The sequence below is a fragment of the uncultured Sphingomonas sp. genome (assembly GCF_964237335.1).
GTDB lineage: Bacteria > Pseudomonadota > Alphaproteobacteria > Sphingomonadales > Sphingomonadaceae > Sphingomonas.
This window is the reverse complement of the sequence record NZ_CAXSHM010000005.1, coordinates 108732-130372: the sequence shown is the minus strand read 5'-3', so window position 1 is coordinate 130372 and position 21641 is coordinate 108732. Positions and strand designations below refer to the sequence as shown.

At 69.5% G+C, this 21641-nt stretch carries 22 protein-coding genes; 11 read left to right on the top strand and 11 right to left on the bottom strand.

Annotation, left to right across the window (positions count from 1 at the left end; genetic code table 11):
* The first annotated feature begins 53 nt into the window (after positions 1 to 53).
* Positions 54 to 929, top strand: a complete 876-nt coding sequence (locus ACFE65_RS04815; protein ID WP_375381212.1) for a KUP/HAK/KT family potassium transporter — start codon at positions 54 to 56, stop codon at positions 927 to 929.
* A 123-nt stretch (positions 930 to 1052) separates the two neighbouring features.
* Here ACFE65_RS04815 and ACFE65_RS04810 read toward each other — a convergent pair whose 3' ends face one another.
* Positions 1053 to 1931, bottom strand: a complete 879-nt coding sequence (locus ACFE65_RS04810) for an alpha/beta hydrolase family protein (protein ID WP_375381207.1) — start codon at positions 1929 to 1931, stop codon at positions 1053 to 1055.
* A gap of 87 nt (positions 1932 to 2018) precedes the next feature.
* Here ACFE65_RS04810 and ACFE65_RS04805 point away from each other — a divergent pair, with 87 nt between their 5' ends.
* Positions 2019 to 2171, top strand: a complete 153-nt coding sequence (locus ACFE65_RS04805) for a hypothetical protein (protein WP_375381206.1) — start codon at positions 2019 to 2021, stop codon at positions 2169 to 2171.
* Between the two features lie 49 nt (positions 2172 to 2220).
* Here the strand turns inward: ACFE65_RS04805 and fahA are convergent, their stop codons facing one another.
* On the bottom strand, positions 2221 to 3537 hold the full coding sequence (gene fahA / locus ACFE65_RS04800; RefSeq protein ID WP_375381205.1) for a fumarylacetoacetase: 1317 nt from the start codon (positions 3535 to 3537) through the stop codon (positions 2221 to 2223).
* A gap of 233 nt (positions 3538 to 3770) precedes the next feature.
* Here fahA and pepN point away from each other — a divergent pair, with 233 nt between their 5' ends.
* Positions 3771 to 6362, top strand: coding sequence for an aminopeptidase N (pepN, locus tag ACFE65_RS04795; RefSeq protein WP_375381204.1), 2592 nt, complete (start codon positions 3771 to 3773; stop codon positions 6360 to 6362).
* A 21-nt stretch (positions 6363 to 6383) separates the two neighbouring features.
* Here the strand turns inward: pepN and ACFE65_RS04790 are convergent, their stop codons facing one another.
* From ACFE65_RS04790 to ACFE65_RS04770, 5 genes are all read right to left on the bottom strand, one after another.
* Positions 6384 to 7118 carry a fatty acid desaturase gene (locus tag ACFE65_RS04790; protein ID WP_375381203.1) on the bottom strand — a complete coding sequence of 245 codons (735 nt, stop codon included), beginning with the start codon at positions 7116 to 7118 and terminating at the stop codon, positions 6384 to 6386.
* Entirely contained in the window at positions 7115 to 7582 is a 468-nt protein-coding gene (locus ACFE65_RS04785; RefSeq protein WP_375381202.1) for a beta-carotene hydroxylase, read from the bottom strand. The genes ACFE65_RS04790 and ACFE65_RS04785 overlap by 4 nt, the downstream gene beginning before the upstream one ends.
* A gap of 223 nt (positions 7583 to 7805) precedes the next feature.
* Positions 7806 to 10535: a phosphoenolpyruvate carboxylase gene (gene ppc / locus ACFE65_RS04780; RefSeq protein ID WP_375381201.1), complete on the bottom strand. Its 2730-nt coding sequence runs from the start codon at positions 10533 to 10535 to the stop codon at positions 7806 to 7808.
* Positions 10536 to 10608: 73 nt separating this feature from the next.
* The gene (locus tag ACFE65_RS04775) at positions 10609 to 10971 is read right to left on the bottom strand and encodes a hypothetical protein (protein ID WP_375381200.1); all 363 of its coding nucleotides are present in this window, start codon (positions 10969 to 10971) and stop codon (positions 10609 to 10611) included.
* A gap of 43 nt (positions 10972 to 11014) precedes the next feature.
* A complete protein-coding gene (locus ACFE65_RS04770) occupies positions 11015 to 11581 on the bottom strand; it encodes an HNH endonuclease (protein ID WP_375381199.1) in 567 nt (188 codons plus the stop codon).
* 137 nt (positions 11582 to 11718) lie between these two features.
* Between ACFE65_RS04770 and gluQRS the strand changes: the two genes are divergently transcribed.
* Genes gluQRS through egtD form a run of 5 tightly spaced genes read left to right on the top strand, consistent with a single transcriptional unit; the run spans position 11719 to position 15664 of the window.
* Positions 11719 to 12582, top strand: a complete 864-nt coding sequence (gene gluQRS, locus ACFE65_RS04765) for a tRNA glutamyl-Q(34) synthetase GluQRS (RefSeq protein WP_375381198.1) — start codon at positions 11719 to 11721, stop codon at positions 12580 to 12582.
* A 9-nt stretch (positions 12583 to 12591) separates the two neighbouring features.
* Complete coding sequence (locus tag ACFE65_RS04760) at positions 12592 to 12822, top strand: twin transmembrane helix small protein (RefSeq protein WP_375381197.1); 231 nt, start codon at positions 12592 to 12594, stop codon at positions 12820 to 12822.
* 19 nt (positions 12823 to 12841) lie between these two features.
* A complete protein-coding gene (locus ACFE65_RS04755) occupies positions 12842 to 13381 on the top strand; it encodes a cob(I)yrinic acid a,c-diamide adenosyltransferase (protein ID WP_375381196.1) in 540 nt (179 codons plus the stop codon).
* Positions 13382 to 13417: 36 nt separating this feature from the next.
* Positions 13418 to 14683, top strand: coding sequence for an ergothioneine biosynthesis protein EgtB (egtB, locus tag ACFE65_RS04750; protein ID WP_375381195.1), 1266 nt, complete (start codon positions 13418 to 13420; stop codon positions 14681 to 14683).
* A gap of 3 nt (positions 14684 to 14686) precedes the next feature.
* Positions 14687 to 15664 (top strand): L-histidine N(alpha)-methyltransferase, encoded by a 978-nt coding sequence (gene egtD, locus ACFE65_RS04745; protein WP_375381194.1) that lies wholly within the window; start codon positions 14687 to 14689, stop codon positions 15662 to 15664.
* Between the two features lie 39 nt (positions 15665 to 15703).
* Here the strand turns inward: egtD and ACFE65_RS04740 are convergent, their stop codons facing one another.
* Positions 15704 to 15970: a GCG_CRPN prefix-to-repeats domain-containing protein gene (locus ACFE65_RS04740; RefSeq protein ID WP_375381193.1), complete on the bottom strand. Its 267-nt coding sequence runs from the start codon at positions 15968 to 15970 to the stop codon at positions 15704 to 15706.
* A 145-nt stretch (positions 15971 to 16115) separates the two neighbouring features.
* Here ACFE65_RS04740 and ACFE65_RS04735 point away from each other — a divergent pair, with 145 nt between their 5' ends.
* The 3 genes from ACFE65_RS04735 (at position 16116) to ACFE65_RS04725 (ending at position 18288) form a co-directional block, all read left to right on the top strand.
* Entirely contained in the window at positions 16116 to 16985 is an 870-nt protein-coding gene (locus ACFE65_RS04735) for a 3-hydroxybutyryl-CoA dehydrogenase (RefSeq protein WP_375381192.1), read from the top strand.
* Between the two features lie 20 nt (positions 16986 to 17005).
* Positions 17006 to 17464: a hypothetical protein gene (locus ACFE65_RS04730; RefSeq protein WP_375381191.1), complete on the top strand. Its 459-nt coding sequence runs from the start codon at positions 17006 to 17008 to the stop codon at positions 17462 to 17464.
* Between the two features lie 107 nt (positions 17465 to 17571).
* Positions 17572 to 18288 carry a hypothetical protein gene (locus ACFE65_RS04725; protein ID WP_375381190.1) on the top strand — a complete coding sequence of 239 codons (717 nt, stop codon included), beginning with the start codon at positions 17572 to 17574 and terminating at the stop codon, positions 18286 to 18288.
* Positions 18289 to 18353: 65 nt separating this feature from the next.
* Here the strand turns inward: ACFE65_RS04725 and ACFE65_RS04720 are convergent, their stop codons facing one another.
* The 3 genes from ACFE65_RS04720 to ACFE65_RS04710 form a co-directional block, all read right to left on the bottom strand.
* A complete protein-coding gene (locus ACFE65_RS04720; protein ID WP_375381189.1) occupies positions 18354 to 18821 on the bottom strand; it encodes a MaoC family dehydratase in 468 nt (155 codons plus the stop codon).
* On the bottom strand, positions 18818 to 20128 hold the full coding sequence (locus ACFE65_RS04715) for an ectonucleotide pyrophosphatase/phosphodiesterase (RefSeq protein WP_375381211.1): 1311 nt from the start codon (positions 20126 to 20128) through the stop codon (positions 18818 to 18820). The genes ACFE65_RS04720 and ACFE65_RS04715 overlap by 4 nt, the downstream gene beginning before the upstream one ends.
* A 116-nt stretch (positions 20129 to 20244) precedes the next feature.
* Entirely contained in the window at positions 20245 to 21591 is a 1347-nt protein-coding gene (locus ACFE65_RS04710) for a hypothetical protein (RefSeq protein ID WP_375381188.1), read from the bottom strand.
* Between the last annotated feature and the right edge of the window lie 50 nt (positions 21592 to 21641).

Here is a 21641-nt window from a genome sequence, read left to right as displayed (position 1 = left end):
CATAACCCCTCTGAATCAGCGATCGCGCTCATCCGCAAGGGGGTGAGTAATTACTGTCGATCCGCCACACGTCGGAAAAGGAACGCGGTCAGGTGTTCGCGCCAAGCATCAACACGATGCTGTTCGTCGCGGTGGTCGCGATCGTGCTCGCCTTCCGCTCCTCGGCCGCGCTGGCGGCGGCGTTCGGGCTTGCCGTGACCGCGACGATGGTCCTGACGACGCTGATGATCGGCTTCGTCATCTTTCGCGTGTGGAAGTGGAACCCGGTCTGGGCGGCGCCGCTATATGCGTTGCTGCTGACGCTCGACCTCGCGCTGTTCGCCGCGTCGGCAACCAAGTTCCTCGCGGGCGGCTGGCTGCCGGTCGTCATCGCCGGCCTCCTCATGGCGATCTTCTCGACCTGGTATCGCGGTCGCCGGCTGATCGTCGACAAGCTCGCGGCGGACGCGATGCCGATCGAGACGTTCCTGAAGGCTACCGCCAAGGTCCACCGCGTCCCGTCGACGGCGATCTATCTGACGACGCTGAGGGACGGTACGCCACCGGCGCTGCTCCACAATCTCAAGGCCAATCAGGTGCGTCACGAGCGCATCCTGCTGGTCACGGTCGAGACCGCGTTCGAGCCCTATGTCCGCGACGACCGGGTGACCGAGACCGATCTGGGCGAAGGTGTCTCCCGCGTCCTGATCCGCCACGGCTTTTTCGAAAGCCCCGACATCCCCGCCGCGCTCGCCTCGATCGACGCGGTCGACAACCGCGCGACCTATTTCCTCAGCCGCCAGACGCTGGTCCCGACGCGCAAGCCAGGGATGGCGCGCTGGCGCGAGCGGCTGTTCTCCGCGATGGTCCGCAACGCCGAACAGCCGATGACCTTCTTCTGCCTGCCGATCAACCGTGTCGTCGAGCTGGGCAGCCAGGTCGAGATATGACCTGGCTTCACTATGCGGCAGCCAACAACCGACGTCTGCGTCCGACAAGCGAGCGCGACGGACGGGACAATCGGGAGGAGATGGCCGCCGGGAAACGACACGCTGTGGGTCGACCCGGCCGGTTCAGTTGCCCGCCAGCGCCTTCGGTGCGCCGGGCAGCGTGGCGAGCCAGTCGATGACGATCGTCTCCAGGGCGATCCGCCTATCGGAATAGCTGTGGTCGGTGGCCAGATGCGCCCGCCGCGGTGACCCGCCCGACGCCGTCACGGCGGCGGCGAAGCCGTCGTCGACCGGCTGGAGACCATCGTCGGAGCTGACCACCAGGATCGGTTTCATCGCCGCTCCTGCGGCATAGGTGTCGAGCGTGAACGGCTTGGGATCGGCCTTCACCTCGTCGTAGAGCGCGTCGGGAGACGTTCCGGCCAGGGTGTGCATGGTGCCCGCGCCATATTCGTCGCCCAGCGCCTTGATCATCTCTGCGCGGGGTCCCGTGAACAGGTTCATGCCCGCCGCCGAGATCAGCCCCGCGCCGATGATCGCGCGGTCGTGTCCGGCCTCATAGGCGGTGGCCATGCCGCCCATGCTGTGGCCGATGACCACGATATGGCCGGGATCGACGCCGGCCGCCCGTCCGTCCGAGCTGCGAAGCCAGGCCAGCGCGGCGTCGGCGTCCTCAAGAACGTGATGGAAGCTGAAGCTGCCCGGCGTGCCCCAGGAGCCGCGATAGTGAAGCGTCAGGACATTCCATCCCGCCCGACGCATCGCCTGGGCGAGATCCAGGTTCTGCTCGTTGCCGGGAAAGCCGTGCAGCAGCAGCACCGTCGGATGCGGAGCCGCGCCGGCGGCGACGTAGAGCACTGCGTTCAGCGCCGTTCCGCCGCTCGGGATGGGAACCGCCTTCATCGCCGCCCGGTGAGCGGCATCGCTCGGCACGTCCTGCGTCACGGCGGCAGGCGCAGCGCTTTGAAGGACGGCGATGGCGGCAAGAAGCAAGCTGATCATGCGTGGACATCCGGAAAGACAACCGATTTCGCATACAGTCTCGGGGGGCACCAGTCGCAAGGATTTCGCAGCTAACAAAGGAGCGGAATGGGTGTCCGCGCCTGGGAAGCCCCGGCCAAGTCGTGCGTGACCGGGATTGAGTCATCCGCCATCTTCGATCGGCTGAACGATCGGCAGGGGGAGCGGGATGACGTGATCCCGGGCGAGCTGATCGTCCGCGGCAGCACCCGACGCCTGTAAACGCCGATGTCGCTTGAGAGCCGGCGATATGTCGCCCGGCGATGTGTCCTCAAGTGGCAGGCAGGACCGTCGCGCCGCAGGCGCCGAAGCCTATGCCCACGAACCCGTCGCGCGTCGCGCGCCCGGTGATGACGAACGTGTCGCCGTCTTCCAGCCAGTACCGCTCCTCGCCGTTGGGCAGCACGATCGGCAGGGTGCCGGCGGTGATCTCCAGCAGGCAGGCCGACGACTCGTCGGTCGGGCCGGAAACGGTGCCGCTCGCCAGCAGGTCGCCGGGCTCCAGATTGCAGCCGCCCGAAGTCTGGTGCGTCAGCATCTGCGCGAACGTCCAGGCGCAGTCCAGCATCCGGCTGGCGACGATCCGCATCGGCGGCTCGCCCGCCAGGCGCATGCGGGCAGTGGAGAGGCGGCCCTCGAGCGCCACATCGACGCCGCCGCTCGCCCGATGCGCGGCGCTGTCGAGATAGGGCAGCGGCTGGGGCTGGTCCGCCGTGCGTGGCGGTGCCGGGACGCGGAACGGCGCGAGGGCTTCGGCGGTCACGATCCAGGGCGAGACCGTGGTCCGGAACGCCTTGCCCAGGAACGGGCCCAGCCGCATCTCCCACATCTGGATGTCGCGCGCCGACCAGTCGTTGACGAGCAGGTAGCCGAAGATGTGGTCCTCGGCCGCATCGATCGGAACGCGGGTGCCCAGCGCGTTGCCCGGGCCGACCAGCACGCCGAGCTCCACCTCGAAATCGAGCCGGACCGTCGGCGCGTACACGACTGTGCCATCGGCCTCGCGGCGCTGGCCCCAGGAGCGGGGGAAGGGGACGCCGTCGACGGTGATCGACGTCGCGCGGCTGTTGTACGCGACGGGGAGGTGCAGGAAATTGTCGTTGAGCGGCCGGGCCGGACGCGATCGGCGCGCGGCCGACACGTGATGCACCGAGGTCATGAAATCGGTGAACGACCCGACCGCGACCGGCAGGTGCAGCCGCGCCGCCGCCATCGGCACGAGCAGCGTCGCGGCGGCCGCTTCCGCCTGAGCGCGACGCGAACCGTCGGTCGCCAATATGTCGAACAGTGCGGCGCGCAATCGCGAGGCGGCGTCGTTGCCGAGCGCACAAAGACCGTTGAGCGTCGGCTCTGCCGCGGCGGTGGCGATGCCCGCGATCGCGTCGGGAAACAGGCTCGCGCGGGCGGCGGCACCGACGTCCAGGATCATGTCCCCGATCGCCACGCCACCGCGCGGGGCATCTCCGTCGACGCCGAACACGCCGTGCGGCAGGTTCTGCAACGGGAAGTCACCGCCCGGCGTGTCGGCGGACGGGACCCAGCTGCGGCGGGCCGGGTCGTGCGTGGCGTTCAGGGTATTGCTGGTCATCATGTCCTCAAGCCCCAAGGCGACTCGGTGGGCATCCGCGCCGCAGACCCTGCGGCGAGACGATCGAGCCATGTGATAGTCGCATGCCCCCGTATCGCGCTACATGGACGATGGTCGCAGGTCGGGCGGGCTACCCGCCGGCGGGCACGATCTTGTCGTGGATCAGGGCGTCCGTTCCGGCCTGCGTGCGCGGACGGGTTGGAACCCTTTCAACCACCGTCCATAGTCATTCAATGCTCGATGTCCTGACCGCGCCCGCCACTCCCCTCGTCCACCGCCGCGAGGCATATCGGCCGCCCGAATGGCTGGTGCCGCAGGTGACGCTGGACTTCGCGCTCGATCCGGTCGCGACGCGGGTCCGCGCCCGGCTGGAGGTGACGCGGGGGCAGGGAAGCGGGCCGCTGCGACTTGACGGCGGCGGGCAACACCCGCTGGCCGTGCTGGTCGACGGCGTCGCGGTGAACGACTGGGCGATGGAGGGCGACACGCTCGTCATCCCGCTCACCGGCGAGGCGCATGTGATCGAGACGGAGGTGGAGATCGCGCCCGAGCGCAACACGCAGTTGATGGGGCTGTACGCGTCGGGCGGCAACCTGTGCACGCAATGCGAGGCTGAGGGCTTCCGCCGCATCACCTTCTTCCCCGACCGGCCCGACGTGCTGAGCGTCTACCGCGTGCGGATGAGCGCGGAGGCGGAGCGGTTCCCGATCCTGCTCGCCAACGGCGATCCGGTCGCGCACGGCACGCTCGACGATGGCCGCCACTGGGCCGAGTGGCACGATCCGTTCCCCAAGCCGTCCTACCTCTTCGCGCTGGTCGCGGGCGACCTCGCCGCCAATCGCGACACCTTCACCACCGCGTCCGGCCGCAAGGTGCGGCTTGCGATCTGGGTGCGCGAGGCGGACCTGCCGCGCACCACCCATGCGCTCCACGCGCTGAAGCTCGCGATGGCGTGGGACGAGCGCGTCTATGGCCGCGAATACGACCTCGACGTGTTCAACATCGTCGCGGTCGACGATTTCAACTTCGGCGCGATGGAGAACAAGGGGCTGAACATCTTCAACAGCCGCTACATCCTCGCCGACCCCGACACCGCGACCGATTACGATTACGACGCGATCGCCGCCGTCGTCGCGCACGAATATTTCCACAATTGGTCGGGCGACCGGATCACCTGCCGGGACTGGTTTCAGCTCTCGCTGAAGGAAGGTTTCACCGTCTATCGCGACCAGGGCTTTTCCGCCGACCAGGGCAGCGCCGCGGTCAAGCGGATCGAGGACGTGCGCGGGCTTCGCGCGGCGCAGTTTCCGGAAGACGCCGGCCCGCTCGCCCACCCGGTGCGCCCCGACGCGTACCAAGAGATCAGCAACTTCTACACCGCCACCATCTACAACAAGGGCGCGGAGCTGATCCGGATGATGGCGGCGATCGTCGGGCCCGAGCGGTTCCGCGCCGCAACCGACCTGTATTTCGACCGCTTCGACGGCACCGCCGCCACTTGCGAGGATTACGTCGCCTGCATGGAGGAGGCGGGCGGCGTCGACCTGTCCCGCTTCCGCCGCTGGTATGGGCAGGCGGGCACGCCGCGCGTTGCGGTTGCTTTGGATCACGAAACGGGTGGCGGGCGGGCGACGATCCGCCTCGCACAGCGCACGCTGCCGACGCCGGGCCAGCCCGACAAGCTGCCGCTCGTCCTGCCGCTGCGGATGAAGCTGTTCGGGGCCGAGACCGGCCGGGCACTCACCGACGAGCGGCTGGTGCTGTTCGAGGACGAGGCGGCCGAGATCACGTTTGCGGACGTGACCGAGCGCCCCGTGCTGTCGATCAACCGCGGCTTCTCCGCTCCCGTCATCATCGAGAGCGACCGGGCGGCGGCGGACCTCGCCTTCCTGTCCGCGCACGACGACGATCCCTTCGCGCGCTACGAGGCGATGCAGCAGTTGATGCTCGACACGCTGGTCGCGGGCGCGGTCGAGGGGCGGGCCGACCACGCGGCGGTGATCGACGCGGTGGCGCACACGCTGGGTGACCCGCATCTCGATCCGGCGTTCGTCGCGGAGGCGGTGCTGCTGCCGTCCGAGAGCTTCGTCGGCGACCAGATGGCGACGGTCGATCCCGACGCGATCTTCCGTGCGCGCGAGGCGCTGCGCCGCGATCTCGGCCGGCGGCTGGATGCGCACTGGCGGGCGGTCTGCGCGCCGTCGACGGAGCCGTACGCCTACACGCCAGAGGGCAAGGGCAAGCGCCGGCTGCGCAGCGTCGCGCTCGGCTATCTTGCGGCGAGCGGCGCCGCGGATGCGCCCGCCATCGCGTTCCGCCAGTTCGAGGGCGCGGACAACATGACCGACCGGCAGGGTGCGCTGTCCGTCCTCGCGGCGGGCACGTCGGACCTGCGCGAGGCGGCACTCGATATCTTCTACAACCGCTATGCCGACAATGTGCTGGTGCTCGACAAATGGTTCCAGACGCAGGCGCTGTCCCCGCGCGACGACACGGTGGCGCGGGTGGCGGCGCTCGCGGAGCACCCTGACTTCACGCTCGCCAATCCCAATCGCGCGCGCAGTCTGGTGGGCGCGTTCGGCGTCAACCAGCGGGCGTTCAACGCGCCCGACGGCGGCGGCTACCGCTTCCTCGCCGACCAGCTGATCGCGCTCGACCGCCTGAACCCGCAGACCGCCGCCAAGCTGTTGCCGCCGCTCGCACGCTGGCGGCGGTTCGACGAGGGTCGGGCGGGGCTGATGCGTGGCGAGCTGGAGCGGATCGTGGGGACGCCGGGGCTGTCGAAGGACCTGTTCGAGCAGGCGTCGAAGAGTTTGGAGGGATAGCGAGGCCAGCCGCAGCGGACCCTATGCCGCGTCTGCCCGGCGCGCCTTCCTGACGTCCGGCAGGCGCCACCAGGGCGTCGCGGGGCTGAGGTGATGCTCGTGGTGATAGGCGCCGAAGTGGAAGCAGGTCATCAGCGAGGCGAGCGGCGACAGCGCGCTGCTGCGGGCGTTGTGGCGGTCGGCGAACGGTTCTTCGTCGTGGCGATGGGGAAGGTAGGTCCCGAACAGGAAGAGCTGCGCGAGCGCCAGCAGCGCCGGCACCGCCCAGAAGGCGACGATGTTCGCAAGCGACGCACCCGCCAGCATGTAGACGACCGCCGCCGCGGTGATCCGCAGGATCTGCCCGTGCGTGTAATAGTTGCGGAAGAAGCTGGCGAACCACGGCAGGGCCCGGCGGGGCGCGGCGGCGTGAAAATCGGGATCGCTCGCCGTTCCCGGCGCCGCGTGATGCGCATGGTGCTTGGGCAGCAGCGCCGCATAGGACAGCGCCGCATAGGCGGCCAGGCACATCGTCCCGATGATTGCGTTCGCGCGCCGGCGGCCGGGAACGAGCGAGCCGTGCATGCAATCGTGCGCGACGATGAACAACCCGGTGCTGAGCCACGCCTGCAGCAGGATCAGCCCGCAGGCGAGCGGCGCGGTCGCGAGGCTCCACCGCCAGAAGAAGATGCCGCCGACATGCACGGCCAGCCAGCCGCCGCCGATCGCCCCCACCAGGACGAGGCCGTGGCGCGTGTCGCGGCGGGCGGCGATCACCGCGCCACCCGGTCGGCCAACCGGCGCTTCAGCCGGACAGGATCGGGCGCCAGGAGGAAGCCGAAGCTGACGCCGCCCTCCTTGCCCTTCACCGCATGGTGCAGCCGGTGCGCCTGCAGCAGCCGCTTGGCATAGCCCCGTCGCGGCACCCAGCGCATGCCGAACCGCTGGTGGACCAGCATGTCGTGGACGAACGCATAGATGCCGCCGTACAGCGTGATCCCCATCGCCATCCACCAGAGCGCTGGCCACCACATGCCGGCGATGAACAGGCCGACGACGACGATCGAGAAGGTCGCCGCATACAGGTCGTTCTTTTCGAAGGCGCCGTCATGTGGCTCGTGATGCGAGCGGTGCCAGCCCCAGCCCCAGCCATGCATGACGTATTTGTGGGTCGCCCAAGCGAAGAATTCCATGAACACGACCATCCCGCCCATCAACGCCATCTTCTCGGACCAGGTCATGCGTCACCTCAAATAGTTCGTCGACGGGCGTTCGCGGTGGCCGACGCTCAGGCTTCCTTTCGGCACGGCCGACAACGATCGGCTCGGGTGGACGGACCCACTCCTCGTCGCCCCGCCTTGCGCCGGAGTCCCGCTTCAATGACCGTAGAAGGAACAGCCGCCTCGACTCAAGGCCGGGGTGACGGCGAATTGACCCATAGCACATTGTTCCGGAGCTGCGGCGTCACCCTGAGTTCCTGAGCGCGGTCGCGATCGCGTTGATCGACAGCAGGATGCCCTCGCCGATCCGCTCGTCCTCCTCGCCCGCGCGGCGGCGCTTGATGAGCTCGATCTGGAGGAGGTTGAGCGGCTCGATATACGGCAGGCGCAGCCGGATCGAGGCTTCCAGCGCCGGGCTGCGCTCCAGCAACCGCGATTGGCCCGTCGTCGCCAGCAGGCCGTCGTGCGCCAGGCTCCACCCCTCGCGGATGCGGCCGAACATCGTGTCGGCGAGGCTGCGGTCCTCCACCAGCGCGGCGTAGCGCGCGGCGATCCCCATGTCGGACTTGGCGAGCACCTGTTCCATGTTGGCAAGGCTTGCGGCGAAGAACGGCCAAGCCTGCGCCATCTCGGCGAGCAGGCCCTTGTCGTCGAAGCCGGCGAGCGCCTGGCCGACGCCGTACCAGCCCGGCAGCATCACCCGCGCTTGCGCCCAGCTGAACACCCAGGGGATGGCGCGCAGGTCCTCGATCCGGTCGGACTTCGTCCGGCTGGCGGGGCGGCTGCCGATCTTGAGACCGGCGATCTCCGCGATCGGCGTCATCTGGCGGAAGAAGGTGCGGAAGCCGCGGTCGTCGGTGCCTTCTCCGGTGCCGCCATAGACGAGGTCGCGATAGGCGGCGAAGGCGCCCGCCGACAGCCGGTCCATCGCCGCGCCGAAGCGGGCGGCGTCGGCGGGGGACAGCGGCGGCGGCTCCAGGCTGGCGAGCAGGGTGGCGGACGCCATCGCCTCCAGATTGGCCGCGGCGCTTTCCCGCGTGCCGTATTTGGCGGCGATCACCTCGCCCTGTTCGGTGATGCGGATGCGGCCCTGCACCGTGCCGGGCGGCTGCGCGCGGATCGCGGCGAACGACGATCCGCCGCCGCGCCCCACCGCGCCGCCGCGCCCGTGGAACAACTGCATCGCGACACCGGCAGCCTCGAACACCGGCGCGAGCGCGGTGGAGGCGACCGACAGGCTCCAGGTGGATGTGAGGTAACCGCCGTCCTTGTTCGAGTCGGAATAGCCGATCATTACTTCCTGATGACCGCGCGCGGCCGCGATCGCCGCCACCTCGGGCAGGGCGAACCAGTCGGCCATGATCGCGGGCGCGGCTTCCAGATCGCCGATCGTCTCGAACAGCGGCACGGCCATGATGGCGGCAGTAGGCGTGTCGCCGGCGCGGTACAGCCCCGCCTCGCGCAGCATCAAATTGACCTCCAGCAGGTCCGACACCGACCGCGTCATCGAGACGACGTACTGGCGGATGCAGGCGGGGCCGTAGCGCGCGTGCGCCTGCGCGGCGGCGCGGACGATCGCGAGCTCGGACGCGGTCTCCTCGCCATAGGCCGCGAACGGGCTGGCGAGCGGCCGCGCGCCGGCGAGCTCGCGCCGCAGCAGCGCGACGCGGGCGGGCTCGTCCAGCGACAGATAATCCGCCTCCACGCCAGCAACGGCCAGAAGCTCGGCGACGACGCGTTCGTGGACTGCGCTGTTCTGGCGCAGGTCGAGCGTGGCGAGGTGGAAGCCGAACGTGTCGACCGCGCGGATCAGCCGGCCGAGCGCGCCGCCGCTGCCCAGGATGTCGCCCGACTGGCCCAACCCCCGCGCGATGCAGGCGAGGTCGGCGCGGAAGGCGGCGGGATCGGGGTAAGGCTCGCCCGCCAGCGCGCCCGGCCGCGGCGCGGGTCGGCCGATGAGCTGGCGGAAGGTGGCCGCGAGCCGGGCGTAGACGCCCGACAGCGCGCGGCGATAAGGCTCGTCGGCGCGGCTCGGCGCCGCATCGCCGCTCGCGTCGGCCAGCCGCTGCACGGCCGGATCGACCGGTGTCGCGCTGCTGGAGATCGACAATTCCGCGCCCAACGTGTGGACGCCGGCCATATAGTGGAGCAGCACCGTCTCACACGCCCGCGACAGCGCGTGCGCCAGGCTGTCGGCGGTGACGAACGGGTTGCCGTCACGGTCTCCGCCGATCCAGCTACCGGGCCGCAGGAACACCGGGCACCGCTCACCAAGCGCGCGGTCCCACCGCTGATAGAGCGCCGGCAGTTCGGGCAGCAGCACGTCCGCGAGATAGGACAGCGCCGTCTCCACCTCGTCGGCGACGCCCAGCCGCTCGGGCCGGAGCACGCGCGTCTGCCACAGCAGCGCGATCTGGCGCGCGATCGCCTCGTCCAGCGGATCGCCGTCCGCGCTCGCCTCCGCACTCCGATCGCGCAGCGCCATCAGCTCGGCGATGCGGTTGCGGTGGTCGATCATGCTCTTGCGCCTGACTTCCGTCGGGTGGGCGGTGAGCACCGGAACCACGAGCGCGCGGGCGAGCAGGCCGGTCACGGCGGCGCGGTCGATCCCTTCCCCCGCCAGCCGCTCGGCGGCCGCGGCGAGCGTCGCGCCCGGCTCGGCGGCGATCCCCTGCCGGTCTTCGGCGAGGTTGGCGAGCATCGAGAACAGCATGAAGCCGCGCGTGAAGGCGATCGTCTCGTCGAGGCTTAGCGAGTCTAGCCCGAGCAGGTCAGGCGTCGGATCTCGGGCCGTGCCGTGCGCGTCGGCGGCGCCACGGTGGCGATCGACGGAGGCGGCGCGGATCGCCTCGATGCGCGTGAACAACGCCTCGCCGCCATAGAAGCGGATCACGTCGCCCAGCAGCGAGCCGAGATAGCGGACGTCGGGGTTGTTGGCGATTGAGGGCAGCGGAGCGGAGGATGGGGAGACCATGGCCGCGATGCTGCGACGCAGGAACGCACGGGTCAAACGAAACCCGTCGCCACCGTCGTCAGGGCATCCACCTTCAGGGCGTCTTCGTCGCCGTCTTTGCCACATGGAGCTCGTTGGAGGTGACGGTGCCGTCCTTGTTGAGGTCGTTGGCGTCGAACCGCGCCATCATGCCTTGGCTGAACTCCTGCGCGCTCACCCGCCCATCGTGGTCCTTGTCGAGCGACATGATCGCGGGATCGTTCGGCTGCGGCAGCTCATCGGGCGTGAGGTAATCGTCGCCGTTGCGGTCGAGCCGGCGGAATCTGCGCTCCACAAGCGCACCGTAATCGACGCGCGACGTCACCGCTGGCGGGACGTAATGTTTGGCGGCTTCGGCATAGGCGGCCTTCTGCTGCTTGGTCGGGCCGCCGCAGCCCGCGAGCGACGCCGCGACCATGATCGCTCCTGTTCGTCCGACCCTCATCCTCATCCCCACGCCGTCACGCTTCCAGCTCGACGTCCCAATAGAGCCAGTCGCGCCAGGTTGCATGCATATAGTTGGGGGGGAAACGGCGGCCATGTTCCTGCAACTGCCAGTTTGTGGGACGGATTGCCGCGACCTGCAGCGGCATGCGCGCCTGTTTGGGGGTGCGGCCCCCCTTTTTCAGGTTGCACGGCGCGCAGGCGGTGACGACATTTTCCCAGGTCGTGCGGCCGCCTTGCGCGCGCGGGATGACATGGTCGAACGTCAGGTCGCGGCCGTGGCCGCAATATTGGCAGGTGAAACTGTCGCGCAGGAACAGGTTGAACCGGGTGAAGGCGGGAAATTGCGACGGCCGGACGTATTGCTTCAGCGCGATGACCGACGGCAGCTTCAGGCTGGCGGTCGGGCTCCTGACGGTGCGCTCGTAATGCGCGACGATGTCGACTCGGTCGAGGAACACCGCCTTCACCGCGGTCTGCCACGGCCAGATGCTGAGCGGATAATAGGACAGCGGCGTGAAATCGGCGTTGAGGACCAGTGCGGGGCAACTGTCCGGATGACGCATCAGATCGGGATGGAACACGCGCGACGACTCCGCCTGCTGCCAACGAGCATAATGAGGCGGCCGTCGCCGACCGCGATGACGCCATTATGACTGCACAGCCGTCGATCCCGGGTCAAGCCCCGGGTCGAGCCTTGCCTGCTCGGCTTGCCGCAACGGTGGTCACCCGCTTCGCGCCGAGCCCCACCGGCCGGCTGCATCTGGGCCATGCGGCGTCGGCGATCCGGGCGCATGATCTGGCACGCGCGGCCGATGGCCGTTTCCTGCTCAGGATCGAGGACATCGACGGGACGCGCAGCCGGCCCGAGTTCGTCGACGCGATCGCCGAGGATCTCGCGTGGCTGGGGCTGGCGTGGGACGGACCGGTCTGGCGGCAGTTGGCGCGTCTGGATGCCTATGCCGGGACGCTGGCGCAGTTGCGCGGGATGGGGCTGCTCTATCCGTGTTTCTGCACCCGCGCGGCGATCGCGCGCGAAGTGGCCGCCAGTGCCTCCGCTCCGCACGCGGGCGATGGCGAGCCGCTTTACCCGGGCACCTGCCGCTCGCTGACCCTGTCCGACCGCGCTGCACGGATCGGAGAGCCGCATGCCTGGCGGCTCGACATGGGAGCCGCGATCGCCGCGTCCGGTCCGCTAGCGTGGCACGACGCGCATGTCGGGTGGATCGCGGCCGATCCGGCAAGCCACGGCGATGTGGTGCTCGCGCGGAAGGACGCGCCGGCGAGCTATCATCTGGCGGTGACGGTGGACGACGCGTCGCAGGGCGTGACCGATGTGGTCAGGGGAGAGGACCTGTTCGCCGCGACGCACGTCCACCGCCTGCTCCAGGCGCTGCTCGGCCTGCCGACGCCGCATTATCATCACCATCCGCTACTGCTCGGCCCCGACGGGCGGCGGCTCGCAAAGCGGAACGGCGCGCCGACGCTGGCGGCGATGCGCGCGGCGGGCGCGGATGGGCGGGAAATCGCCGACTTGTTGCGGCAAGGCAACCTGCCTGCTGGATTCGGCGTCAGAACGGATTAGATTGCGGACATGACAACGATCCTCGTCATCGCCCTGGTCGGTCTGATGATCGCCACCGTCGTCGCGCTGGTACGCGGCATCGTCGCCTTCCTGCAGGAGGGTACCGCACAGGTGCGGGACGGGCAGGGTCCGACCACGGCGGCGCTCAAGTCGAACAGGATGATGCAATCGCGCATCATGTTCCAAGCCGGCGCGATCCTGGTCGTGGTGCTGATCCTGTTCGCGGCGGGGCGAACCTGAGCCGATCGGGAAGCGTCCGATGGTTAAACTGAACCGCATCTATACGCGCACCGGCGATACGGGCACCAGCGGACTGGTGGATGGGTCGCGCGCGCCCAAGTCCGACCCACGCTTCGCCGCGATGGGCGATGTGGACGAGGCGAACAGCGCGATCGGGGTCGCGATTCCGTTCGCTGGTGCGCTCGCGCCTGATCTGGCGCGCATCCAGAACGATCTGTTCGATCTTGGCGCCGACCTGGCGACCCCGATCGGCATCGACGGCGCGCTCCGGATCGTGCCCGCGCAGGTGGAGCGGCTGGAGCGTGAGATCGACGCGATGAACGTCGCACTGGCGCCCCTGACAAGCTTCATCCTGCCCGCTGGCCCCTCCGCGCCGTTGCACCTGGCGCGCGCGATCGTGCGGCGGGCGGAGCGGTCGGTGGTGGCGCTGGGTGACGAGGCGTCCGCGCCAGCGCGAGCCTATGTCAATCGTCTGTCGGACTGGCTGTTCGTCGCGGCGCGCGTCGTGAACCAAACGGGCGGCGGCGACGTTCTATGGGTACCCGGCGGCGAGCGTTGACGCTGGACAAGTCGGGTTCGAACGAGGGAGGGCGCGATGTCCGTGCATCAGGCAGTTGAACCGACCGATAACCACAGCATATTGGCCAAGTTGTTCGCGCGCACCCGCGCGCTGAGCCTCGCGCTCGCGGTGCCGCTGTCGGACGCCGACGCCACCGTCCAGTCGATGGACGACGCCTCCCCCGCCAAATGGCATCTGGCGCACACGACCTGGTTCTTCGAAACGTTCGTGCTGCGCGATCACGTCGCGGCCTATCGGCGTCACGACGACCGCTGGCCGTTCCTGTTCAACAGCTATTACGAGGCGGAAGGGAAGCGGCATGCACGCGGCCGGCGCGGGATGGTGACGCGCCCGACGCTCGACGAGGTCCGTGCCTATCGCGCGCACGTCGATGCCGCGATGTCGGCCGCGCTGCTCAGCCTGCCTGCGGCCGCGCTCGCACTGGTCGAGCTGGGCTGTCATCACGAGCAGCAGCATCAGGAACTGCTCGTCACCGACATCCTGCACCTGTTTTCCGAGAACCCGCTGGAGCCCGCTTTATGGCCCGCCGCGCGTAAGCAGCCCGTCGCGATGCCCGGCCCGATCGGCTGGATCGAGCATGACGGCGGGCTGGTCGAGACCGGCCATGCTGGCGGCCTGTTCTCATTCGATTGCGAGGGGCCGCGCCACGCCGAGTTGCTCCACCCCCATGCGATCGCTGACCGCACCGTCACCAACGGCGAGTGGGCGGCGTTCGTCGCGGACGGCGGCTATCGTGAGCCGCGCCACTGGCTCGCCGATGGCTGGGCCTGGGTGCAGGCCGAGCGGATCGCCGCGCCGATGTACTGGGAACATCGTGATGGCGGCTGGACCCGCTTCGGGCTCGACGGCCGCCGCGCGATCGATCCCGCCGCGCCGGTGACGCACGTCAGCTTCTACGAGGCGGACGCCTATGCCGCCTGGGCCGGCGCGCGCCTGCCGACGGAAGCGGAGTGGGAGGCAGCGGCGCAAGCGCATGACCCCGCCGGCGGCAACCAGACGGACACGGCCGGTCCGGTCGAACCGCGACCGTCGTCCGGTGGCCCGGCCTTCTTCGGCGACGTGTGGGAGTGGACCGGCAGCGCGTACCGGCCCTATCCCGGCTTCCGCGCGGTCGATGGCGCGGTGGGCGAATACAACGGCAAGTTCATGAGCGGCCAGTTCGTATTGCGCGGCGGTTCCTGCGCCACGCCGCGCGGCCACGCGCGCGCGAGCTACCGCAACTTCTTCTACCCCCATCAGCGCTGGCAGTTCACCGGCGTCCGGCTCGCGAAGGACCTGTAGCCGATGCTGAAGCCCGAGATCGAGGACGGCCAGCAATCGCTCGCCGACCCGCAGTTCCGCGCCGACGTGCTGGCCGGCCTCGCCAGGCGGCCGCGCGCGATCCCGGCGCGCTGGTTCTACGACCGGCGCGGTTCCGAGCTGTTCGAGGCGATCACCGACCTGCCCGAATATTATCCCACCCGGACGGAGGCGGGCATCCTGGCCACGATCGGGCCGGAGCTTGCCGGGCTGGTCGGTGCGGGCCGGGCGGTGGTGGAGTTCGGATCGGGCTCGTCCGCCAAGACGCCGCTGCTGCTGCGCGCGGTCAATCCGTCCGCCTATGTGCCGATCGACATCTCCGGCGAGTTCCTGCGCGCCTCGACGCAAGGCTTGTGCGCGGATTTTCCCGAGCTGCTGGTGCTGCCGATGGAGGCGGACTTCATGCGGCCGCTGACGTTGCCGCGCACGATCGGCGGGGCGCCCAAGCTCGGCTTCTTCCCGGGCTCGACGATCGGCAACATGATACCGCTCGCCGCGGTCGATCTGCTGCGGGCGATGCGCGCGTCGCTCGGCGAGGGATCGATGCTGCTGATCGGCATGGACAGGATCAAGGGTGAGGACGTGCTCGTCCCCGCTTACGATGACGCAGCCGGCGTGACGGCGGCGTTCAACCTCAACCTGCTGGAGCGGATCAACCGCGAACTCGACGGCACGGTGCCGGTGGCCGCATTCCGCCACCGTGCGATCTGGAACGACGATCGCGCGCGGATCGAGATGCATCTGGAAGCGGCACGCAACCTGGATTTCAGTGTCGACGGCCGCTCGTTCACGATGGCGGCGGGTGACACGATCCACACGGAGAACAGCCACAAGTACGGCGCGCGCGACGCCCGCATCCTGCTCCGGTCCGGCGGATGGACGCCGGTGCACGAATGGACGGACGCGGACGGACGGTTTGCGGTGATCCTGGCCGAGGCGCAGGCGGAACGGCCGGCGCCATAGTAGTACGGGAGCGGTCTTGCGATCCGCCCCCGCCATGCCTCAGCGATACCGCCAACCGCCGCCGTCGTGGAAGCGGTTGTGGTAGTAGCGGTGGCCGTCCCAATAGCCGCGCCCGGGATAGAAGTTGCCGACCACCAGAACTGGACCGCCCGGGCCGTATCCGCGCCCGTATCCGCGCCCGTTGGGGAAGCAGCGGCCGTAGGGACCGCGATGAAACCCGGGGCCGCAGCCCTGCGCCGCATCGGCCGGTGCCGTCGCGGTCATCAGCGTGCCGGCCGCCAGTGCCGCCAAGAGCATAATCTTCATGCTACTCTCCATGATTACCCGTCCGGGGGTCCCGAACAGTCGCTAAACGCAGATCAACCGATCCGGGCGCAGCCGCGCGCACAAAAATCGCGGCGGCTGGCGGCGGCCATGCTCCTTCGGTAGAGGCCGGGCAGAGGAGAGACGAATGCAGACGATCGGCGTCATCGGGGCGGGGCAGATGGGCGCGGGGATCGCGCAGGTGTCGGCGCAGGCGGGATACACGGTCCTGCTCGCCGACGTCGGTCGCGCGCAGGCGGAGAAGGGCAAGGCGGGGATCGCCAAGCTGCTCGACCGCGCCGTGACCAAGGAGAAGATCACCGGCGAGGCGCGCGACGCGGCGCTGGGCCTGATCGAGCCGGTGGACGACGTCGCGGCGATGGGCGGCTGCACGCTGGTGATCGAGGCGGCGACCGAGCGGGAGGCGATCAAGCGCCAGATCTTCGAGCAGGTCGGCAAGGTGCTGGGTATCGACGCGGTGCTCGCGTCCAACACCTCGTCGATCCCGATCACGCGGCTGGCGCAGGCGTCGCCCGATCCAGCGCGGTTCGTCGGCGTCCACTTCTTCAATCCCGTGCCCGTTATGGGCCTGATCGAGCTGATCCGCGGCCTCGCGACCAGCGACGCGACGGTCGCCCGCGTCGAGGCCTATGCGCAGACGCTAGGCAAGCGGGTGGTCCACGCCAACGACGCGCCGGGCTTCATCGTCAACCGCGTGCTGATGCCGTTGCTGAACGAGGCCTGTTTCGCGTTGGGCGAGGGGGTGGCATCTATCGCCGACATCGACGCCGCGGTCACGTTGGGGCTGAACCATCCGATGGGGCCGCTGACGCTCGCCGATTTCGTCGGGCTCGACACCTGCCTGGAGATCACGCGCGTGCTGTTCGAGGGAACGGGCGATCCCAAGTTCCGGCCCGCGCCGCTGCTGGTCAAGTACGTCGAGGCGGGCTGGTTCGGTCGCAAGACCGGGCGCGGCTTCTACGATTACTCGGGCGCGGAACCGGTGCCGACCCGCTAGCGCGCGGGCGCAGCCGTGATATGCTCGTCGACATGGGGTACGATCAGGAGGTGGGCGTGATGATGAAGATGGTGATGGTGGCCGCGATGCTGGCCGGGGCCGGAGTGGCGGCGCCGGCGTCGGCGGCGGACAATGCGATGCAGGCGTGCGGCGCCAAATACCAGGCGGCCAAGGCGGGCAAGACGCTGCCGGCGGGCCAGACCTGGCCGCAGTTCCTGGCCGCCTGCCGCGGGACGTTGCCCAAGACGGCGACCGCCACGCCCGCGCTCGCGTCCGCAGCGAAGCCGGCCGTTTCTGTGCCAGCCAAGGCGGCCGCCGCTCCCAAGGTCGCCGGTCAGCTGAGCCCGGCGCAGGTCGCCTCGCGCTCGCGCCTGACGCAATGTTCGAAGAACTATCAGGCGGACAAGGCCGCAGGCAAGCTGGCGGGGCAGACCTGGCCCAAATACTACAGCGCCTGCAACACGCGCCTGAAGGCTTGACCGCGACGACTTGAACGGAACGTCTCGGGAACCGATATGGGCGTGACAGGTTACACTGTCACGTGACGGCGAGTATTGCCGTTCTCCGCGTATCGGGAGACACGCTCATGAAGACTTTGGTGATCGCGACCGCGATCCTGGCGGCTGGTGCCGGACTGACCGGCTGCGCGGATGATTATGGCTACGGCGGACCCGCCGTCGGCTACGGCTATGCGGGCGGTGGCTATGGCGACGTCGGTTACGGCGGCGGATATGGAGCGTATGGCGACGGTTATGCCGGCGGGTACGGTTACGGTGACTATTATGATGGGGCCTATGGTTCGCCCTATTGGGGCTGGAACGATGGCTTCTATTATCCCGGTGCCGGCATCTATGTGTACGATCAGTATCGCCGGCCGTACCGGTGGAACGGCAACCAGCAGCGTTACTGGCAGGGCCGGCAGAACGGCTGGCGCGGTCAACGCGGCGGGGCGAATTGGGGCGGCTTCAACCGTGGCGGCAACTATGCCGGCGGCCAGGGTGCCGGGCGCAATTTTGGCAACACCGGCGGCAACCAGACCTTCTCGCGTCCTAACGGCGGACCGGGCGGACAGGGTTTCGGCTATCGCGGCGGCCAAGGTAGCCAACCGGGCGCCTTCGCGCGCGGCGGTCAGCCCGGCCAGCCCGCGTTCGGCCGTGGTCCGGGTGGACAGCCCGGGTTCCAGGGCGCGCGGGCACCTGTCGCCAACGGTGGTGGCCAGCATGGCGGCGGCGCCAATCGCGGCGGCGGCGGTGGGCATGGTGGCGGCCATGGCGGCGGTGGGCACCCGACCGAACACCGCTGACGGCTAAGGCCGCTCGTAACCGGCAAACAAAACGGGCATCCTGCTTAAGGCAGGGTGCCCGTTTGCTATTCCGGGCGCCGCGTCCGGATCATGCCGCTGGCGAGGAAGCTCATCACCGGCACGTCGTCCTGATTGAGCACGGTGGTGCGGCTGCGCGTGATGCCCATCTCCGGCCGGCTGGCGGAGCGTCGCGCGGACAGCAGCTCGGTCTCGCAGCGCAGCGTGTCGCCGGGGAAGACGGGGGTCAGCCAGCGCAACTCGTCGATCCCCGGTGAGCCCAGGCTCTGCTGGCCGACCTCGGCGAAATGCGCGACCAGCATCGCCATCGTCATCGCGCAGGTATGCCAGCCGCTCGCCGCCAGCCGCCCGAAATGCGTCCGCGCCGCCGCCTCATCGGACAGGTGGAACGGCTGGGGATCATAGGCGCGGGAAAAGGCCACCGCCTCTTCGCGCGTCACGCGATAGGCGCCGAACGCCGCGCGCTCGCCGACGATCAGATCCTCGAACCAGCGGCCTGGCCTGGCGTCGGTCACTGGCTGCGCACCAGCACGGCACGGAACGGCGCGTCACTGCCGTCCAGCGCTTTCCCGTCGAGGGCGCGCCCCGGCGGCAAGCCGATCAGGTCGCGCACCAGCGGTGCTACGTCGACATTGTCGAACGGCGCGAGCCGGCGGCCGGCGGCGAACGCCGGTCCCTCGGCGATAAACAGCGCCGCCATCTCGGGTGCGGCGTTGTCATAGCCGTGGGCACCGCCGGTCGACGGCTTGGCGGGCGCCGTGCGCTCGATCAGCCAGCCGGTGTCGGCAAGGCAGAGATACGGCTCGACCAGCGGATTGGCGCCGAAATGCAGGCGCGCCGGGATCTCCGCCTTGCGCCAGCAGCGGACGTGCGGGTGTGCGCCGAGCAGTCGCGCCTCCAGCGCCGCTTCATGCCCCGGCACCGCCGCCAGGCTGGCGAACGGGCCGGTGTCCTCTACGCGATAGTCGGCCGGATCGGCGAGCCGGTCCAGCGCCACCGTGCGCATCGACGAGGTGCCTGCCATGCCGTGATCGGCGACGATCACCAGGTTCGCCGCTTGGCCGAGCTGCGACAGGCCGTCGACCAGCATCCCGATCGACCGGTCGACGTCCGCCACCGCCGCCGTCACCTCGGGCGTGTCGGGGCCGTATCGGTGACCGGCCGTGTCCACCGTGTCGAAATAGAGCGTCACCAGTCGCGGCCGAGTCGCCGCCGGACGGCGCAGCCAGTCGATCACCGCCGCTACTCTTTGTGGCCCCGTCACCGCCTGGTTGAACTGCGCCCAATCCTCCGGCCGCGTCCCGCCGATCGCCACGCCATGGTCGCCCTTCCGCGTCGATCCCCAGGCGACGTTGGAGCCGGGCCAGAACATCGTCGCGGTGCGGATGCCCGCCTTTTCGGCGCTGACCCAGATCGGCTCGGCGGCGTTCCACCATGATGCGTCGTCGGTCTGCATCGTGAACGTGTCGGCGGAATGCGACGGATCGCGGGACCGGTCTGCGGCCGGATCAGAGAGGGGCCGTTCCATCCTGTTGCCGACGATGCCGCTGCGATCCGGCCGTAGGCCGGTCACGAGTGTCCAGTAATTGGGGAAGGTGATCGACGGGAAGGACGGTCGCATCGACGCGCGCACCCCGCGCGCGGCGAGGCCGGACAGGACCGGCGTCACGCCACGGTCGAGATAATCGGCGCGGAAGCCGTCGATCGAGATCAGGATGGTGACGGGCGCACTCGACGATGCCTGCCCGGCGGCGGCCGTGGGGACCGACACCGGAGGCGGCGGGACGAGCGGCGGGGCGGGCGCGTCCGCGGGCGGTCGCATGTCCGCCGGCGTATAGGGGAAGCATCCCGCCAGCAGCAGCGCGGCCCCCAACACGGTACCCGTCGCCTGCCATCCGCGCCTGCTGGTCATCGTCGTTCCTCGATCGCTCCGCCGCCCTATAGCCCGACCGCGAACTTGGCGAACAGCGTCCAACTGACGGGTGCGTTCCCATAGACCGGATCGAGCGCGGCGGGCTTAATATAGCCCGCGAGCGACCCGCCCAGCGCCACGCCCACCGGCCCGGCGATCGGCAGCCGATAGGCATAACCGCCCTCCGCCTTGGTGACGCGGAACGGTCGGTCGTGGAGCGGGCTCGTGACGTCGGGAAAGAGCTCGTCGTTATCGACGTTCTCGACGCGGCCGAACAGGCTGTGGTGCCGGCCGAGGTTCCAGTTCGCCTCCGCAAGCCATGCGGTCAGCGCGCGGCCGGGCAGCTTGTCCTTCACCGACCAGCCGAAGGTAGTCGCGAGGCCGCCGCCGTTCGCCTGCGGCGTCGCATATTGGACGCTGGCGGTCGTCCGCTGCTCGTTCGCGTCGGGTTCCTGCGCCTCGGGCGAGTGGAGGTGGCCGGTGCTCGCCTGCACCGCCCAATGCGGGTCGGGCGTCCAGGTCGCGCGCACGCTCCATGAATCGAGCGCGGGCGTCTCGATGTTCCAGCGGTGCTCGTCGGGCTCGCGCCCGCGAAAGGCGCTGCTCTCGAACTGCCAATGGGCGCTCGCCAGGCCGCCGGTGACGACGCCGTAGGTGATGTGCGTCGAATCGAACCAGTGGTGGCTGATCGGCGCGAGCGGCAGCAGCGCGGCCGACGCGCGGTGCATGAACGCGGACGGACCCAGCGCCGGCTCCGCCACCGGGCCGCCGTAGAGGAAGATGCTCGTCGTCCCGCCGGGCGCCAGCCGGTAGTCGGCGCGCGCGGACAGTTCCATGAACAGGTCGTGCGGGTGCTGGCGATCGACCAGCGGCACACCGTGCGCCGTCTCGCCGCTCGCGAACAGGTCGGGATAGCCGCGCTCGCCGAGCGCCGGGTCGAGGCTCATCATGCCTTTGAGTTGCAGGTGGACGCGCTCGCCCGCTTCGCGATCAGCCATCAGCATCGCCATCGAGGTGATGAAATGATCGTCGTCGCCGCGCGGCCCCGCCTGATGCGTCAGCGTCGCCCAGGCATAGCCGTGCGCCATGAGCGTCCAGTCGCCGGCCCGGAACATGTACCCGCGCATCATGCCCTCGTCGCCGGGCAGCCGCGCGGTGCCGGAGCCCTGCTGATACGCATCGCCGCCCACGCCCATCGTCATGGTGGGCATCGTCATAGCCGGCATCGACATATCGGGCGTGGCGGATGCGGGAGCGGGGGCCGGCGTAGGGGTCGGGGTGGGCGTTTGGGCCGGCGTCGGCATTGCCATGCCGGGCATGGTCTGCCCGGGCATGCTCTGCATCTGCGCCGCCGCCGGGGATGGCAGCAGCACGGCCGTGGCGAGCGCCACGGACAAGCCGTATCGTAACATCGTCAAGTCTT

What these genes read in the sequence shown, in the direction of transcription:
- ACFE65_RS04775 (WP_375381200.1), bottom strand. Translation starts at nt 10,971, where the DNA reads ATGGTCGCGGCGTCGCTCGCGGGCTGCGGCGGCCCGACCAAGCAGCAG.
- ACFE65_RS04740 (WP_375381193.1), bottom strand. Translation starts at nt 15,970, where the DNA reads ATGAAGATTATGCTCTTGGCGGCACTGGCGGCCGGCACGCTGATGACC.
- ACFE65_RS04735 (WP_375381192.1), top strand. Translation starts at nt 16,116, where the DNA reads ATGCAGACGATCGGCGTCATCGGGGCGGGGCAGATGGGCGCGGGGATC.
- ACFE65_RS04760 (WP_375381197.1), top strand. Translation starts at nt 12,592, where the DNA reads ATGACAACGATCCTCGTCATCGCCCTGGTCGGTCTGATGATCGCCACC.
- egtB (WP_375381195.1), top strand. Translation starts at nt 13,418, where the DNA reads ATGTCCGTGCATCAGGCAGTTGAACCGACCGATAACCACAGCATATTG.
- ACFE65_RS04810 (WP_375381207.1), bottom strand. Translation starts at nt 1,931, where the DNA reads ATGATCAGCTTGCTTCTTGCCGCCATCGCCGTCCTTCAAAGCGCTGCG.
- fahA (WP_375381205.1), bottom strand. Translation starts at nt 3,537, where the DNA reads ATGACCAGCAATACCCTGAACGCCACGCACGACCCGGCCCGCCGCAGC.
- ACFE65_RS04725 (WP_375381190.1), top strand. Translation starts at nt 17,572, where the DNA reads ATGAAGACTTTGGTGATCGCGACCGCGATCCTGGCGGCTGGTGCCGGA.
- ppc (WP_375381201.1), bottom strand. Translation starts at nt 10,535, where the DNA reads ATGGTCTCCCCATCCTCCGCTCCGCTGCCCTCAATCGCCAACAACCCC.
- ACFE65_RS04785 (WP_375381202.1), bottom strand. Translation starts at nt 7,582, where the DNA reads ATGACCTGGTCCGAGAAGATGGCGTTGATGGGCGGGATGGTCGTGTTC.
- ACFE65_RS04730 (WP_375381191.1), top strand. Translation starts at nt 17,006, where the DNA reads ATGCTCGTCGACATGGGGTACGATCAGGAGGTGGGCGTGATGATGAAG.
- ACFE65_RS04755 (WP_375381196.1), top strand. Translation starts at nt 12,842, where the DNA reads ATGGTTAAACTGAACCGCATCTATACGCGCACCGGCGATACGGGCACC.
- ACFE65_RS04715 (WP_375381211.1), bottom strand. Translation starts at nt 20,128, where the DNA reads ATGCGACCGCCCGCGGACGCGCCCGCCCCGCCGCTCGTCCCGCCGCCT.
- ACFE65_RS04805 (WP_375381206.1), top strand. Translation starts at nt 2,019, where the DNA reads ATGGGTGTCCGCGCCTGGGAAGCCCCGGCCAAGTCGTGCGTGACCGGG.
- pepN (WP_375381204.1), top strand. Translation starts at nt 3,771, where the DNA reads ATGCTCGATGTCCTGACCGCGCCCGCCACTCCCCTCGTCCACCGCCGC.
- egtD (WP_375381194.1), top strand. Translation starts at nt 14,687, where the DNA reads ATGCTGAAGCCCGAGATCGAGGACGGCCAGCAATCGCTCGCCGACCCG.